This is a genomic window from Nocardioides cynanchi (assembly GCF_008761635.1).
Classification (GTDB): domain Bacteria; phylum Actinomycetota; class Actinomycetes; order Propionibacteriales; family Nocardioidaceae; genus Nocardioides; species Nocardioides cynanchi.
Genome location: NZ_CP044344.1, coordinates 2,794,466 through 2,809,171 on the forward strand (window position 1 = coordinate 2,794,466; position 14,706 = coordinate 2,809,171).

Annotated in this window: 13 protein-coding genes; 9 read left to right on the plus strand and 4 right to left on the minus strand. The window is 73.6% G+C overall.

Going from position 1 to position 14,706, the window contains the following annotated elements; genetic code table 11:
• Positions 1 to 15: 15 nt before the first annotated feature.
• Both E3N83_RS13485 and E3N83_RS13490 read right to left on the minus strand, forming a co-directional pair.
• Positions 16 to 333: a WXG100 family type VII secretion target gene (locus E3N83_RS13485; protein WP_151083731.1), complete on the minus strand. Its 318-nt coding sequence runs from the start codon at positions 331 to 333 to the stop codon at positions 16 to 18.
• Between the two features lie 122 nt (positions 334 to 455).
• On the minus strand, positions 456 to 1,817 hold the full coding sequence (locus E3N83_RS13490; protein ID WP_151083732.1) for a hypothetical protein: 1,362 nt from the start codon (positions 1,815 to 1,817) through the stop codon (positions 456 to 458).
• 112 nt (positions 1,818 to 1,929) lie between these two features.
• Between E3N83_RS13490 and eccCa the strand changes: the two genes are divergently transcribed.
• Positions 1,930 to 5,949 carry a type VII secretion protein EccCa gene (eccCa, locus tag E3N83_RS13495; RefSeq protein ID WP_151083733.1) on the plus strand — a complete coding sequence of 1,340 codons (4,020 nt, stop codon included), beginning with the start codon at positions 1,930 to 1,932 and terminating at the stop codon, positions 5,947 to 5,949.
• Positions 5,946 to 6,548 (plus strand): hypothetical protein, encoded by a 603-nt coding sequence (locus tag E3N83_RS13500; RefSeq protein ID WP_151083734.1) that lies wholly within the window; start codon positions 5,946 to 5,948, stop codon positions 6,546 to 6,548. The genes eccCa and E3N83_RS13500 overlap by 4 nt, the downstream gene beginning before the upstream one ends.
• Before the next feature lie 25 nt (positions 6,549 to 6,573).
• Here the strand turns inward: E3N83_RS13500 and E3N83_RS13505 are convergent, their stop codons facing one another.
• Positions 6,574 to 8,115 carry a helicase HerA-like domain-containing protein gene (locus E3N83_RS13505; RefSeq protein ID WP_151083735.1) on the minus strand — a complete coding sequence of 514 codons (1,542 nt, stop codon included), beginning with the start codon at positions 8,113 to 8,115 and terminating at the stop codon, positions 6,574 to 6,576.
• A 52-nt stretch (positions 8,116 to 8,167) separates the two neighbouring features.
• Between E3N83_RS13505 and E3N83_RS19590 the strand changes: the two genes are divergently transcribed.
• Both E3N83_RS19590 and E3N83_RS13510 read left to right on the plus strand, forming a co-directional pair.
• Positions 8,168 to 8,467 (plus strand): type II toxin-antitoxin system VapB family antitoxin, encoded by a 300-nt coding sequence (locus E3N83_RS19590; RefSeq protein WP_191907801.1) that lies wholly within the window; start codon positions 8,168 to 8,170, stop codon positions 8,465 to 8,467.
• Entirely contained in the window at positions 8,464 to 8,979 is a 516-nt protein-coding gene (locus E3N83_RS13510) for a LytR C-terminal domain-containing protein (protein WP_191907802.1), read from the plus strand. The genes E3N83_RS19590 and E3N83_RS13510 overlap by 4 nt, the downstream gene beginning before the upstream one ends.
• A gap of 4 nt (positions 8,980 to 8,983) precedes the next feature.
• Here E3N83_RS13510 and E3N83_RS13515 read toward each other — a convergent pair whose 3' ends face one another.
• Positions 8,984 to 10,480, minus strand: a complete 1,497-nt coding sequence (locus E3N83_RS13515) for a potassium/proton antiporter (RefSeq protein WP_151083737.1) — start codon at positions 10,478 to 10,480, stop codon at positions 8,984 to 8,986.
• Between the two features lie 138 nt (positions 10,481 to 10,618).
• On the opposite strand from E3N83_RS13515, the gene E3N83_RS13520 reads away from it, so the two are divergent.
• From E3N83_RS13520 to E3N83_RS13540, 5 genes are all read left to right on the plus strand, one after another.
• Complete coding sequence (locus E3N83_RS13520) at positions 10,619 to 11,206, plus strand: RNA polymerase sigma factor (RefSeq protein WP_151083738.1); 588 nt, start codon at positions 10,619 to 10,621, stop codon at positions 11,204 to 11,206.
• The gene (locus E3N83_RS13525; RefSeq protein WP_151083739.1) at positions 11,203 to 12,021 is read left to right on the plus strand and encodes a hypothetical protein; all 819 of its coding nucleotides are present in this window, start codon (positions 11,203 to 11,205) and stop codon (positions 12,019 to 12,021) included. The genes E3N83_RS13520 and E3N83_RS13525 overlap by 4 nt, the downstream gene beginning before the upstream one ends.
• Positions 12,022 to 12,094: 73 nt before the next feature.
• A complete protein-coding gene (locus E3N83_RS13530; protein ID WP_151083740.1) occupies positions 12,095 to 12,463 on the plus strand; it encodes a putative T7SS-secreted protein in 369 nt (122 codons plus the stop codon).
• Between the two features lie 8 nt (positions 12,464 to 12,471).
• Positions 12,472 to 13,401, plus strand: a complete 930-nt coding sequence (locus E3N83_RS13535) for a hypothetical protein (protein WP_151083741.1) — start codon at positions 12,472 to 12,474, stop codon at positions 13,399 to 13,401.
• Positions 13,398 to 14,702, plus strand: coding sequence for a hypothetical protein (locus tag E3N83_RS13540; RefSeq protein ID WP_151083742.1), 1,305 nt, complete (start codon positions 13,398 to 13,400; stop codon positions 14,700 to 14,702). The genes E3N83_RS13535 and E3N83_RS13540 overlap by 4 nt, the downstream gene beginning before the upstream one ends.
• Positions 14,703 to 14,706: the final 4 nt, after the last annotated feature.

Below are 14,706 nucleotides of genomic sequence, written 5' to 3' on the forward strand. Positions count from 1 at the left end.
GTCGTCCGGGCGCGCTCAGCCGAGGCGCTGCTGGTTGCGGGTGAACGCGGACGACTGGGTGTCGTCGGTGCTGGTGTTGTCCTTCTCGGTCGAGCGCAGCGAGGCCTCGAACTGGTTGAGCGCGTTGGTGATCGTGCGCTGCTTCTCCGACCAGGCGTGGCCCAGCGAGTTGAACGCCGTCCCGCCCTGACCGGACCACTTCGCCTTCGCGGCGTCGATGTGCTGGACGAGCTCGTTGTTGAGGCGGTCGAAGTCGTGCTTGGCGTCGACGACCATCCCGGCGGCGGCCGAGAGTGTCCCCTGGCCCTGACCCATTTCGTTTGCGGACGACATCTGGCCGTCTCCTTTCCCATCGCGGCGGTGGCCGCTCGGAGCTGATGATGCGGTGGGTGCCCTCCGGGTGATCGGCCCGAGCCGGACAGACCAGATCTACCCGCGCTCTGGGGTGCTAAACATCACGAGGTCAATTCCCACAGGTGCCGGAAGAGGCCGCTGGCCACGAGCACCACGGCCAGGGCCGAGGACCCGCAAAGCGCCTCGGCGACCTCGGCGCGACGCGACCACCAGGCCGAGCGCCAGCCGCGACCGGTGGCCAGCGCCGCCAGGACGACCAGCAGACCGAGGCCGATCGAGGACAGCGACACGGCCAACAGCTGACCGCTCGAGAGCCGCGGGGCGGCGTACGACGCGAGACTCAGCCAGCAGGCGAGCCCGGCCGTGCGCAGGAGGATCCGGGCCGCCGCCTGTCGGTGGCTGCGGGCGGCCAGCAGCAGGCCGGCGCCCACGAGCAGCACCTCGAGGCGAGCGCCGACCCGGTCGACGGGGAGCACGGCGGTCCAGAGCAGCAGCGGGGCCGAGACGCCAGCGACCACGAGGATCGCGGCGCAGGCGGCGGCGACCATCCGGGCGCCGCGGTCGGCCAGCTCGGCGACCGCCACGATCGGGACGATCGACCGGACGCGCCGACGCGGGCCACGGTCGCGGGCCGACCACGCGGTGACGGCGAGGCGTTCGAAGTCCACGAGGTACTGGTCGGGTACGTCGACCGCGAGCCCAGGCACGAAGCGGGCGGCCAGCAGGGCCAGCGCCAGCAGGATCGCCCAGTCGGCGCGTGGCGGCCAGCCGAGAAGGGTGACGGCGCCGACCACCCCGAAGACGCTGGCGCCCGCGATCACGATCACCTTCAGCTGGGCCTCGGCACGGCCGGCTCCGGCCCGCGCCAGCGCAGCGCCGACAGCGGCCGCGGCGGCCGCGATGCCCAGGACCATCGGGAGCCGCGCGGGCTGAGGGTCCCACGCCCAGGCGAAGCCGGCGGCACCCGCGAAGCAGGGCGCGGCAACCGCTCGCGGAACCGCCCGGCCCCCGCCCGACACCAGGCCCAGCAGGGACGCGCCGGCCAGCACGGCGACGGCGACGTCGTGCGCGCGTCCTCCTGCACGAGCGGCGCACCAGCCGGACAGCACCGCTACGGCGGCGGCGAGGGCACACCACAGGACCGGCCAGGAGCCGGCCGGCCCGGCGACCCGGTCGATGGGCGGGGCCACCGCTCGACGGGACGGACGGGAGACGCCGGTGGTCGCGACCAGGATGCTGCCCGTCTCGACCCCCGAACCCGCCAGTGACTCCGACGCGAGCAGCAGGTCGCCGGTGCGGGAGTAGACCAGCGGGATCGCAGCCAGAGACGCCTGGGCGGCGTACTCGCGCGCGACCTCGGTCACCGCCGCGGTCGAGGGGACCATCAGGTCGAGGGCGCCGGCCGGTCCGTGCACGGTGATCGCCAGGACGTCGGCCGCCGGCCGCAGCTGTCCCTGCGTCATCGCAGTCCCCTCGTCGTACCCGATTACGCCCGACCACCGCAGGGTAGTCCCTGCCCGAGAGGCCCGCCTATCATCGCCGCAACAGCGCTGACGATCGATCTTGGGAGATCAGTTGAGCACCACCCTGCGTGGCAGCCGCGCCGAGCAGCCGGAGCTGCCGACCGGCGAGATCGTGCTCCAGGCACCTCCGGAGATCGAGGAGGCCGAGGGCGCCAGCGGCGTGCTGATGAACGCGATCCCGATGCTGGGAAGCCTCGGGTCGATCGTGCTCGTGGCCACCATGGGGAGCTCGGTGCCGGGCGGGCAGGGCCGCAGCTTCCTGGCCGCCGGGATGTTCCTGTTCGCCACGCTCGGCTTCATCGTGGTGCAGCTCGACCGGCAGCGGAAGCAGCGGGCGCAGACCGTGACCGGCACCCGCACGGAGTACCTCCGCTACCTCGGGACGGTCCGCAAGATCGCCCGCGACGCGGCCGCCCAGCAACGCGCCGCCCTGCTGTGGCTGCACCCTGACCCCTCCGCCCTGCCCGCGCTCGCCGACGAGCGCTCCCGCGTCTGGGAGAACGGCGCCGGCGACGCGCAGTTCCTCCAGGTGCGGTACGGCGTGTGCAGCCAGCCCCTGTCGCTCGAGCTGGTGCCGCCCGACTCCGCCCCGATCGAGCAGGTCGACCCGGCCGCCGCCTCCGCGCTGCACCGGCTGCTCGCCGTACACCGGGTGCAGCCCAACCTGCCGGCCTCGGTCGACCTGCGCGCCTTCGACCGGGTCGAGCTGTGCGGGGCCGAGGACGACGCGAGGTCGCTGGCCCGGGCGATGATCTGCTCGGCTGCGGCCTTCCAGTCACCGGAGCACCTGGCGATCGCGGTGCTCGCCTCCGAGGACACCCTCGCGCAGTGGGACTGGGTGAAGTGGCTGCCGCACGCCCTGTCGGCACACGGCTTCGACGCGGTCGGGCCGCGACGGATGGTCTCGACCAGCCTGGCCGACCTGGCCGCCCTGCTGCCTCCCGACCTCGCCGAGCGGCCCCGCTTCGGCGCCGACGAGCGGCCGCCGAGCCCCCACATCCTGTTCGTCGTCGACGGCGGCGTGCTGCCCCCGGGCAACCACGTGATCCCGCCCGACGGCCTGCACGGAGTCACGGTGCTCGACCTCCCCAGCCGGTGGGACGAGCTCGAGGACAGCACCCGGCTCCGGCTGCTGTTCGAGGACCGCGCCGAGCTCGCGGACGGCCGGCTGCCGGTCAGTGCGCTGCGGCTGCGCGAGGTCCCGGTCCGCGCCGCGGCCGACCAGTGCGACCTCGCCACCGCGGAGGCGCTGGCCCGCCGGTTGGCACCGCTGCACGTGGTCACCGCCGGGGTCGAGGCCGAGCCCGCCGGCGCCGGGGAGATCAAGGGCCCGTCGGACTTCATGGACCTGCTCGGGCTGGGCGACGTACGACGGTACGACCCCGCGTCGGCCTGGCGACAGCGTCCCGCCCGCGACCGGCTGCGGGTGCCGATCGGGCTCGGGGACGGCGGTGGGATGGTCCACCTCGACATCAAGGAGTCCGCCCAGCAGGGCATGGGCCCGCACGGCCTGGTGATCGGCGCGACGGGGTCCGGCAAGTCGGAGTTCCTCCGAACGCTGGTGCTCGGCCTGGCGCTGACCCACTCCCCCGAGCAGCTGAACATGGTGCTGGTCGACTTCAAGGGCGGCGCGACCTTCGCCGGCATGTCGGGGATGCCCCACGTCTCTGCGGTGATCACCAACCTGGCCAACGAGCTCACGCTCGTCGACCGGATGCAGGACGCCCTCTCCGGCGAGATGGTGCGTCGCCAGGAGCTGCTCCGCGACGCCGGCAACTACGCGTCTGTGCGCGACTACGAGCGGGCGCGCGCCGCCGGCGAGGACCTCGCGCCCCTCCCGTCGCTGTTCATCGTGGTCGACGAGTTCTCGGAGATGCTCTCGGCCAAGCCGGAGTTCATCGACCTCTTCGTCGCCATCGGCCGGCTCGGGCGCTCGCTCGGCCTGCACCTCCTCCTCGCCTCGCAGCGTCTCGAGGAGGGTCGGCTGCGCGGCCTCGAGTCGCACCTGTCCTACCGGGTGGGCCTGCGGACGTTCTCCGCGCAGGAGTCGCGCACCGTGCTCGGCGTACCCGATGCCTACGAGCTGCCGCCCGTGCCCGGTCTGGGCTTCCTCAGGCCCGACCAGTCGACGTTGCTGCGCTTCAAGGCCGCCTATGTCTCGGGGCCGCCCGCCGGGCGCACCCGGTCGGTGGCCCGCGACGACACCGGCGTCGTGCAGGGGATCCTGCCGTGGACGATCACCGAGGTCCGCCTGCCCGAGCAGCACGAGCCGGTCGCGGAGGCCGACACCGGACCCGAGGTGCGGCCCTCGACGAGCGGTGAGCAGGAGACGCTGCTCGACGTCGCGGTCACCCGGATGGACGGCACCGGCCCGGCCGCCCACCAGGTGTGGCTGCCGCCGCTCGACGCCCCGGACACCCTCGACGAGCTGATGGCCGACCTCACCGACGACCCCGAGCTGGGCCTGGTCTCGCGTCAGTGGCGGGCCCTCGGAGGCCTCACCGTGCCGCTCGGCACCGTCGACCGACCCCGGGAGCAGCGCCGCGACACGCTGACGGTCAACCTCTCCGGCGCCAGCGGCCACGTCGCGGTGGTGGGCGGCCCACGCACCGGCAAGAGCACCCTGCTGCGGACCCTGGTGGCCAGCCTGTCGTTGACGACCACGCCGCTGGAGTCGCAGTTCTTCGTGCTCGACTTCGGTGGTGGCACCTTCGCCGGGATGGCCGGGCTCCCCCACCTGGCCGGGGTCGGCACGCGGTCCGAGCCCGACGTCGTACGCCGGATCCTGGCGGAGGTGACCGGGATCGTCGACCGCCGCGAGGCCTACTTCCGCGCGAACGGCATCGACTCGATCGAGACCTACCGCAGCCGCCGGGCCGAGGGCCGCGCCGACGACGGGTACGGCGACGTGTTCCTGGTCGTGGACGGCTGGAGCACCCTGCGGGCGGACTTCGACGACCTCGAGCTCGACCTCCAGCAGCTCGCGTCGCGTGGTCTCACCTTCGGCCTCCACGTGGTCACCGCGTCGTCGCGCTGGGCCGACTACCGCGCGGCGATCCGCGACCTCTTCGGCACCCGGCTCGAGCTCAAGCTGGGTGACCCGATGGACTCCGAGATCGACCGCAAGCTGGCCACCCTCGTGCCGCCGGGCCGGCCCGGTCGCGGGCTCGTGCCGGGCAAGCTGCACTTCCTCGCCGCCCTGCCCCGGGTCGACGGCCGGCCCGACGCGACCACGCTGGGCGACGGTGTCGAGGACCTCGTCGCCCGGATCGCCGAGGCGTGGCGCGGACCGACCGGTCCCAAGCTGCGACTCCTGCCCGAGAAGCTCACCGTGCCCGACCTGCTCGGAGAGGCCGGCGAGGAGCTCCTGGCCGGCCGACGCCTCCTGCTCGGCGTCAACGAGAAGGAGCTCGCGCCGGTCGGCCTCGACGCCGACGCCGAGCCGCACTGGCTGATCTTCGGCGACGGACAGTCCGGCAAGAGCGCGGCCCTGCGCGCCTATGTGCACGAGGTGATCCGGACCCGCACTCCCCAGCAGGCGCAGATCGTCGTCGTCGACTACCGGCGGTCGCTGCTCGGCGAGGTCCCCGACGAGTACCTCCTCAACTACCTCACCTCCGCGGCCCAGGCCACGCCCACGCTGGCCGACCTCGCGTCGTACCTCGAGAACCGCATCCCCGGCCCCGACGTCACCTCCGACCAGCTGCGCAACCGGTCGTGGTGGAACGGCGCCGAGGTGTTCATCGTGGTCGACGACTACGACCTCGTGGCCACCCAGCAGAGCTCGCCGGTGCAGGTGCTCCAGCCGCTGCTGGCACAGGCCCGCGACGTGGGGCTGCACCTCGTGGTCGCGCGACGGTCGGGGGGTGCGTCACGGGCGCTCTACGAGCCGGTGATCCAGGCCCTGCGCGACCTCGCGATGCCGGGACTCGTCCTCTCCGGGAGCCCCGACGAGGGCAACCTGATCGGCACCGTCCGGCCGATGTCGGCCCCCGCCGGACGTGGGCGCCTGGTCACCCGCGACCGCGGTGTCGAGGTGGTCCAGCTGGCGTGGCGGGAGCCCACCCTGTGACCCGGTCGACCCTGGGACGTCGTACGACGTCGGCCGGCGTGCTGGCCGCGCTGGTGCTCGGCGCAACCGGGTGCGGAGGCTCGTCGTCGGGGTCGGCCGAGCCGCCCACCTCGGCCGGCACCGGGTCGACCACACCGTCGGGCGGGCCGTCGCCACCCTCGCCCTCGACCGGGCCCACGGTTCCCGCAGCCGGCGGACCGAAGGTCGTCCTGACCCGGTTCACCGCCCGCGCCCCGGCCGGGTGGCGCCTCGACCACAGCTTCGGGCGGGAGATCGTGTTCGCCTCGGACCGGCACTTCGTCAACGAGCTCAGCTACAGCGACACCTCGATCTACCCCGGCACGTCACCGGCCCGGGCCGAGCGGATCGTCGCCCGCAACGACGACTGGTCCGGCTCGCAGCAGGCCCGACCCCGGGTCAGCCTGGACGGCCGGACGTTCTTCCACCTCACCGGCCCGGCCGGTCAGGGCCAGTGGTACGACGTCTACGCCTCCCCGGACGGCGACCGGCTGCTCCAGCTGGGCTTCAAGACCGACGTGGCGAGGCCGCGGCGTGAGCGTCTCGTCGCGTCGGTGCTGGCGTCGTTCCGCCTGCGCTGACGCCCGGCTGTCGGGCGGGCCTGCGCTAGCGGCGGCCGATGCCGAACATGCCGCGGACGGCCTCGCGGGCGGCGGTCGAGACGGCGTACTGGAAGGTCTTCGACTTCACGACCTTCTCGAAGGTGCTGTCCTGGGGCTTCACGGCCTTCGGCTTCGGCGCCGGCGCGGGAGTGCCCGCCTTGGCGGCCTGCTCCTGGGCCGCCTTCGCGGCGCCGGCGTTCATCCGGGCCGCGAGCTGCTCGCTGGCCGACTCCCGGTCGATCGCCTGGGAGTAGCGGGCGTAGCCCGGGCTGGCCTTGACCGCGGCGTCCATGGTGGCCGCGTCGGCGGGACCCATCAGCGACTCCGGCGCGCGCAGACGGGTCCAGGCCACGGGCGTCGGGGCGCCGCGCTCGTTCATCACGGTCACGATCGCCTCGCCGATCCCGAGCGAGAGGATCACCTGGCCGAGGTCGTCGTAGGACGAGGTGGGGTAGGTGTTCACCGTCGCCTTGAGCGCCTTGGCGTCGTTGGGCGTCGCGGCCCGCAGCTGGTGCTGGACGCGGGAGCCGAGCTGGGCGAGCACGGCATCGGGTACGTCGGTCGGGCTCTGCGTCACGAAGAAGACACCGACCCCCTTGGACCGGATCAGCCGCACGGTCTGGGCGATCTGGTCGAGGAAGGCCTTCGACGCGTCGTTGAACAGCAGGTGCGCCTCGTCGAAGAAGAACACCAGCTTGGGCTTGTCGACGTCACCCACCTCGGGGAGGTCGTGGAAGAGGTCGCCCAGCAGCCACATCAGGAACGTCGAGAACAGCGCGGGCCGGTCCTGGAGGTCGGGCAGCTCGACCATGGAGACCATGCCGCGGCCGTCCGTGGAGACCCGGAGCAGGTCGGAGGACTCGAACTCGGGCTCGCCGAAGAACGAGTCGGCCCCCTGGGCCTCGAAGGCGATCAGCTCGCGCAGGATCACGCCGGCCGTCGCGCTCGAGAGACCACCGAGCTCCTTGAGGTCGGCCTTGCCGTCGTCACTGGTCAGGAAGTGCACGACGGCGCGCAGGTCCTTCAGGTCCAGCAGCGGGAGGCCGGCCTGGTCGGCGTAGTGGAAGACCAGGCCGAGACTGGACTCCTGGGTCTCGTTGAGCCCGAGCACCTTGCTCAGCAGCAGCGGACCGAACGACGTCATCGTCACCCGCAGCGGGATGCCCGTGCCCTGCCCGCCCAGGGCGTAGTAGGTGACCGGGAACCCGGTGGCCTGCCAGGTCTGGCCGACCGACGCGGCCCGCGCCTTGATCTTGTCGTCCTCGTGGCCAGGTGCGCCCATCCCCGACAGGTCGCCCTTGATGTCGGCGGCGAAGACGGGCACGCCGTTCGCGGACAGCTGCTCGGCCAGCAGCTGCAGCGTCTTGGTCTTGCCGGTGCCGGTGGCGCCCGCGACGAGGCCGTGCCGGTTCAGCATGCCGAGCGGGATCTTGATGTGGACGTCGGAGAGCTCGGTGGCGTCGAGCATCAGCCCCCCGAGCTCCAGCGCGGCGCCGTCGAACTGGTAGCCCGCCGCGACGGCTGCTGCCAAGGGGCTCTCGGTCATGGGGGAGAGCGTAGACGGCGGCCCGCTCGGCCGCCCTCAGTAGACTCCCGGCGTGATCTTCAAGCGGGTCGGGGACGATCGTCCCTACCCACCACACGAGCTGAGCTCCAGTCAGTGGGCTGCCCTGCCGCCCCGACAGGTGCGGCTCGCCGAGCTGATCACCACCAAGGACACGCTCCGGCTCGACGCCCTGCTCGACGACGACTCGACGTTCTACGGCGACCTGTTCGCGCACGTCGTCCGCTGGCGTGGCGAGCTCTACCTCGAGGACGGCCTGCACCGGGCGCTGCGCGCGGCGCTCCAGCAGCGACAGGTCCTGCACGCCCGGGTGTACGAGGCGGTCGACGCGTGAACCTCACCCAGCACGTCAAGACCCTGCTCACCCTCGCCGTCCTGGCGGTGCTCGTCCTGGTCGGGGTGACCTGGGGCTGGGCGTCGTTGACGTCACCCTTCCCGCACCGGGCCGCCGCGCAGGGGCCCTGCGTGACCACCACGTTGCAGCCCGGCGACCGGGTCTCGGCTCCCAAGCTGATCGTCAGCGTCTTCAACGCCAGCAACCGGGTCGGCCTCGCCGAGAGCACGATGTCCCAGTTCGAGGCCCAGGGCTTCGGCGCCGGCGACGTGGGCAACGCCCCGCAGGGCACCTCCGTGCAGTTCGCCCAGGTCTGGAGCACCGATCCCCGTGACCCCGCGGTCCGGCTCGTGCTCAGCCGGCTGGGGCGGCTCGCCCACGTCATCAAGCGGACCCACAGCGGCCCGGGCGTCATCGTGGTCGTCGGCACCAGGTTCCAGAAGCTGGTGCCGGGGCTGTCGTCGGTGAAGGTCACCACCCCGACGACGATCTGCTCGCCTCCCGCCAGCTGAGCCGCTACCGCTCGTCCAGCCAGTGACCGAGGCGGCCGTGCGCCGAGACCGTCCGCAGCCGCTGCACCGTGCCTTCGCGCAGGCGCCGCGGAGTCACGACCAGCACGTCGTCACCCCGTCTCAGCACGGTACGACGCTCGGGCACCATCGCGTTCCCGTCGCGCACCACCATCGAGACCGAGGCCCCCTCGGGCAGCCGCAGCTCGCCGACCTCCACGCCGTGCAGCCGCGAGACCGGGCTGATCGTGACCTGGAGCATGTCGGCCGCCACCCGCTCCAGCGGCGCCACCTCGAGCTCGAGCGACCGGGGCTCTGAGCGCCGGGTCACCCGTAGGCGGCGCGCCACCCAGGGCAGGGTCGGGCCGGACAGCAGGGTGAAGATCACCACCATCACGAACACGATGTCGAAGAGCCGGGCCGAGCCCGCGACGTGCTCGGCGAGCGGGATGGTCGCCAGCACGATCGGCACCGCGCCGCGCAGGCCACCCCACGAGATGAAGGCGAGATCGCGCCAGGGCAGCGGCTGCACGAGGGAGCTGACCACCACCGAGAGCGGCCTCGCGACGAAGGTCAGGACGAGCCCGCCGGCGACCGCCAGAGCGACCGTCCCGAAGGTGATCCGGCCCGGCGAGAGCAGCAGACCGAGCATCACGAAGAGCCCGATCTGGGCCAGCCAGGCCAGGCCCTCGGCGAACGACCGGGTCGCCTGCCGGTGCGGCAGGTCGGAGTTGCCGAGCACCAGGGCGGCGAGGTAGATCGCGGCGAAGCCGGACGCGTGGGCGCCGGCCGCCACGGCGTACGCCAGCAACGCCAGGCACAGCACCGCGAGCGGGTAGAGACCGGAGGACGGGAGGGCAGCGCGCCGCATCAGCCAGGCCCCGCCTACGCCGACCGCCAGCCCCACCAGCACACCGGCGACCAGCTCGAACACGATCACGCCGATCGTCGCCAGCGCCCCGTGCTCGGCCACCGAGCCGGTCGAGATCAACGTGACCAGCACGACCGTGGGCGCGTCGTTGAGGCCGGACTCGGACTCCAGGACGCCGACCAGGCGAGGAGACACGGGCAGCCCGCGCAGCACCGAGAAGACCGCGGCGGCGTCGGTCGGTGAGGTGACCGCGCCGAGCAGCACCGCGAGCTGCCACGACAACCCGAGCAGGACGTGCGCCGCGACGGCGACGACGACCACCGAGACCGCCACCCCCAGGGTGGCCAGTGACAGGCCCAGGGGGACGGCCGGCCGGACCTCGCGCCAGCTCGTGGTCAGGCCACCCTCGGCGAGGATCACCGCCAGCGCGGCGAACCCCAGGGCGTGGGCCAGCTCGGCGTTCTCGAACCCGATCCCGAACCCGGACTCCCCCAGGGCGACGCCCATCAGGAGGTAGAGCAGCAGGCTGGGCAGGCCGGCCCGGGTGGAGACCCGGACCGCGAGGATCGCCAGGAGAGTGACGCCCGCGCCGATCAGCAGGAACGTGTCGAGCTGGTGGACGTCGAACGTCACGGGGTGTCACCTCGCTGGAGAGCAGGGGCGGCGAGGCCCCAGCCTACCGGGCGGGCTCCAAGGCGGACGGTCCGACGAGGTCGCCAGAAAGTTCCGCCGGTGGTAAACCGGGATCCTGCCCTGGAGCGATCACCTGACATGGCGAAGACCTTCCGCAAGCGCGCACCGGCGCTGCTCGACCTCGTCGACGAGCCGCCGGTCGCGTCGTCGGGTCCGGGGCCGGGCCCAGCACCGGTCGTGGCCCTGGAGCCGTTCGAGGCGTTCTACCGTCGCGAGTACCCGCGCCTGCTGGTCCTGGCTCGAGCACTCACCGGCGCAGCCGGCGCGGAGGACGTCGCGCAGGAGACCATGATGGTGGCCTACCGCCGATGGGCCGACATCGCGCTGCTGGACAGTCCGGCCGGCTACGTGCGCGGGATCTGCCTGCACCAGGGACGGTCCGCGGTCCGACGCCTGCGCACCGAGAGCCGCGCCTTGCAGCGGTACGCCGTCCGCCCGACGGCGCGACTCGAGCCTCTGGACCCCGACGCCGAGCGCTACTGGGCCGAGGTACGCCGTCTCCCGCGCCGACAGGCGCAGGCCACCGTCCTCTTCTACGCCCTCGATCTGCCGGTTGCCGAGATCGCCACCACCCTCGGTTGCGCCGAGGGCAGCGTCAAGACCCACCTGTCCCGCGCTCGCGCCACCCTCGCGGCTCGGCTGACCGACACCGAGGGGCCCGCATGAGCATCGACGACCTCGCCCGAACCGCTGCTGCAGACCTCCGCGCCCATACCCACGCCGACCTCGACGCCGGCCTCGACGCCCTGCTCGTCGTACACCCTCGACGCCGCCGGCTCCGCGCCGCGACCGCGATCGCAGTGGCCGCCGCCGCGGTCGTGGCGGTGGCCTGGTGGGCCAGCGCCGGCCTGCCCGGGCGCCACAGCAGCCCGGAGCCCACCCACGTCCCGACCGGACCGGTGGACCCGGCCTGTGCCGCAGCCCGGGTGCTCTGCCACGGCGACCGCACCTACACGTTCGGGCTCCACCGGCCCGTGACCTGGCAGATCCCGCAGGGGTACGGCGTGAACTCGGGTGCCGGCGCGTCGACGTCCATGGTGGAGAGCTACGCCGTGCACCGGCCGGCGGGCGTCACCGTGATGGAGGGCGTGCGCGCGGCATCTCGTACCTCGCGTGCGGCGACGCGGGTGCCGCCCACCCCGAGCGGCTTCATCCACTGGCTGGCGGAGCGCCCCTATCTCCGCGCCTCCGCCGTGCGTCGTACGACGCTGGACGGACGACCGGCCTGGCAGGTCCGGGTCGCCGTGAGATCTCACCACACGAACGGGCCGGGCCGGTGCGACGGGTTTCCCTGCCATCCGATCACCTTCCAGCGGGGTGCGGTCACCGGGGTCTGGGCCGACATGACCGCCGACTACACCGCCTTCCGTGTCCGCGGAGCGGGGACCGTGGTCGTCTGGTCGTGGGCCTTCGCCCACGACACCACAGCGCTGGCGCACAACCACCGGGTGGTGGACGGCCTGTCCTGGCCGGACGGCTGAGGCCCCGGGCGGCCGGAGAGGGTTTCGGCCCGTCGGTCACCGGGTAGGGGGCCATCACCCCCGAAGGAGCGTGATGTACGGCGACACCCTGGTGATCCGGCAACGTGCCGGACAGCTGCGCGAGCAGGGCGCCGACATCCGGGCTGCCGCCGACCGGCTGGTGGCCCGCAGCGAGGCGATCCCCTGGCGTGGCCGGGCCGCCGACGCGATGCGTGAACGGGTCAAGGAGCGCGCCCACCACCTACGCGCGGCCGCAGCGGCGCACGAGACCGCGGCCGAGTCGCTCGAGCGACACGGGGCCGAGGTCGACCGGCTCAAGGAGACGATCAGCGAGACGGAGCAGCGCTTCGCCGGACGGCTCGCCGACGGGGTCGCGGCGCCGGTCGAGCCGCCACCGCCCGGGCACGCCGACTGGCTGACCTTCGAGCTGCCGGGGAGCTGACGCCGACCATGGCCACCATCGACCTCAGCCACCCACCGCCCACGGCCGCCGGGCTCCTCGACGCGCTGCCGCGCCGGCTGGCGCTGACCCTGCCCGAGCTCCAGCTCGCCGCGTCGCACGCCGGCGGCGCACCCCTGCCGTTCGAGGTCACCGACCCGGCTCCGGCCGGTGCGTTCGACCAGCGGCTCGGCACCAGCCGGGCCTCGGCCCAGGACCAGGCCTACGCCGCGGCGCTGGCCGCGCTGCACGACCCGGCCGAGACCCTTGCCCGACGCGGCCTGCTGACCCACGACTCCCTCGACCAGGGGCTCGCGGGCGCGCTCGGGCTGCTCGCGACACCTCGGGTGGCGGTCGACCTCGACGTCACCGTCGACGGTGCCCGGGTGCGGGCCTGGCACCGCGAGGCGCAGGGCGCCGTCGCGACCCTGGCCACCGCCGACGGCCTGGTCTTCGAGCTGGCCTGGCTGGCCGCCTCGGCGTGGCCCGACGAGCTCGCCCGCGCCGCGATGCTGCCCAGCGACCAGGGCCTGCGGGGCACCGCGCTGCCCGATGCGATCGACGTACCCTTCGAGCTGCTGGACGCCGCCAGCGAAGCCGTACGCAGCTCGCGCTCCGACCTGCTTCCGGTGCTGGCCGCCCGGCACTCCGGTGCCTGCGTCGACGCCGACGGGGGGACGATCGGGGACGTCGAGCTCGCGTCCATGCTCTCGGCCCTGATCATCGACACCCGCGGCCGCCTGCGAGCCCTCGGGGCCGACGTGTCCGGCGACGAGACCACCGTGGTCGGCGTCGTCTCCTGGGTGCTGCTGGCCGACGGGTGGCACGCGCTGCGGCCACGCCGCGACGGCGACGAGCACCGCGTCGAGGTACGCCGGGTCGAGGCGGCCGACCTCGCCGGAGACCTGGCCTTCGTGCTGGCAGAGGTGGTCGGACGATGACCGGGCCCACCACGACCGAGGCCTCGGTGAGCCCCGACCGCTACGACGAGATGCTGCGGCTGGCCGACCTGTTCGAGGCGATGGGTGAGGACCTCCGCGCCCGGGCCAGGCTGGGCGTCGAGGTGCTCGGCGACGAGGACGTCTCCGACTCCGAAGCGCTCTCCCGGGCGACGTTCGCGACCGCCGCCGACGACATCCGGGCGGCGACCACCGGCAAGCACGGCGCCCTCAACCGGTCGATCGAGCTCGACGCCGACGCCCTCGTGGTGCGGGCGACCGTGCTGACCTACCGGTGGATCGACGAGCTCCAGAACGCCGCCTACCGGACCCTCGGCTCGATCGCCGGCCGGGCGATCGGCTACCTCGCCCCCGAGGTGGCCCTCGGCGGCGCGATCGTGTCGGCCGGCCTGATCGAGACCGACGCGGTCGACCGCGACGGGGTCTCGTCGTACCTCAGTGCCCTCGCCGAGAACAACCCCGACCTGCTCGAGCACCTGACCGCCGGCGGCGGTGGTCTCGTGGAGAGCCTGCAGCTGAGGTCGATGCTGACCGCCGGGGTGCTCGGCGGCGAGGCCGGTTCGCTGGCGGCCGCCGGGGGTCTGCGGGCCCTCGGGACCCAATCCTTCCCCGCCGACACCGCGGCGGCGGTCCGTGACATCGCCGGGAGCCTGGTGCAGCCGGAGCCGGCGGTCCCGGACGCGCCGGACGCGACCGCGTCCGCCCTTCCTCGGGGGCTCGCGGGACTGCTCACCACCCTCGCCGGCACCACCAGCGGCATCGGCGTGCACCGGATCTCCGAGGGCCGCTACATCGGCTACCTGCCCGGGCCGGACGGTGGCGGCGCAGCCCGGCTCCGGCTCGTGGGTGGCGACCTCTCGTCGTACTCCCGCCGGGTGCGCGCCGCCCTGACCCGTGCCATCGATCCCGACGCCCGGGTGATGCTGGTCGGCAGCGGGCCGGGCGGCCTGGTGGCCGCCGAGCTCGCGGCCGCCCGGCCGTCGACGCACTTCACCATCGAGCAGGTGGTCACCGCCGGCTCCCCGAGCGCCCAGGCGCCACGCCTGCCCGAGAGCGTGCGGATGCTCTCGCTCGAGGACCGCACCGACCCGGTCGCGCTGCTCGGCTCGCTGATGAGCGCCGAGGTCGCCAACCGACTGACGGTGGTCTTCGAGGGCGGTGACGGCGAGGACGAGGACCCCTACCTGGCCGGCGCCCGGGCCGCCGACGCGGCGCCCCATCCGGAGCTGCGGGCCGCGCTCGACCGGCTGGTCGAGCTCGGCTACCTGGCCGTCCCGTCCTGACGCC

What these genes read in the sequence shown, in the direction of transcription:
- E3N83_RS13485 (WP_151083731.1), bottom strand. Translation starts at nt 333, where the DNA reads ATGTCGTCCGCAAACGAAATGGGTCAGGGCCAGGGGACACTCTCGGCC.
- E3N83_RS13490 (WP_151083732.1), bottom strand. Translation starts at nt 1,817, where the DNA reads ATGACGCAGGGACAGCTGCGGCCGGCGGCCGACGTCCTGGCGATCACC.
- E3N83_RS13505 (WP_151083735.1), bottom strand. Translation starts at nt 8,115, where the DNA reads ATGACCGAGAGCCCCTTGGCAGCAGCCGTCGCGGCGGGCTACCAGTTC.
- E3N83_RS13520 (WP_151083738.1), top strand. Translation starts at nt 10,619, where the DNA reads ATGGCGAAGACCTTCCGCAAGCGCGCACCGGCGCTGCTCGACCTCGTC.
- E3N83_RS13525 (WP_151083739.1), top strand. Translation starts at nt 11,203, where the DNA reads ATGAGCATCGACGACCTCGCCCGAACCGCTGCTGCAGACCTCCGCGCC.
- E3N83_RS13530 (WP_151083740.1), top strand. Translation starts at nt 12,095, where the DNA reads ATGTACGGCGACACCCTGGTGATCCGGCAACGTGCCGGACAGCTGCGC.
- E3N83_RS13535 (WP_151083741.1), top strand. Translation starts at nt 12,472, where the DNA reads ATGGCCACCATCGACCTCAGCCACCCACCGCCCACGGCCGCCGGGCTC.
- E3N83_RS13540 (WP_151083742.1), top strand. Translation starts at nt 13,398, where the DNA reads ATGACCGGGCCCACCACGACCGAGGCCTCGGTGAGCCCCGACCGCTAC.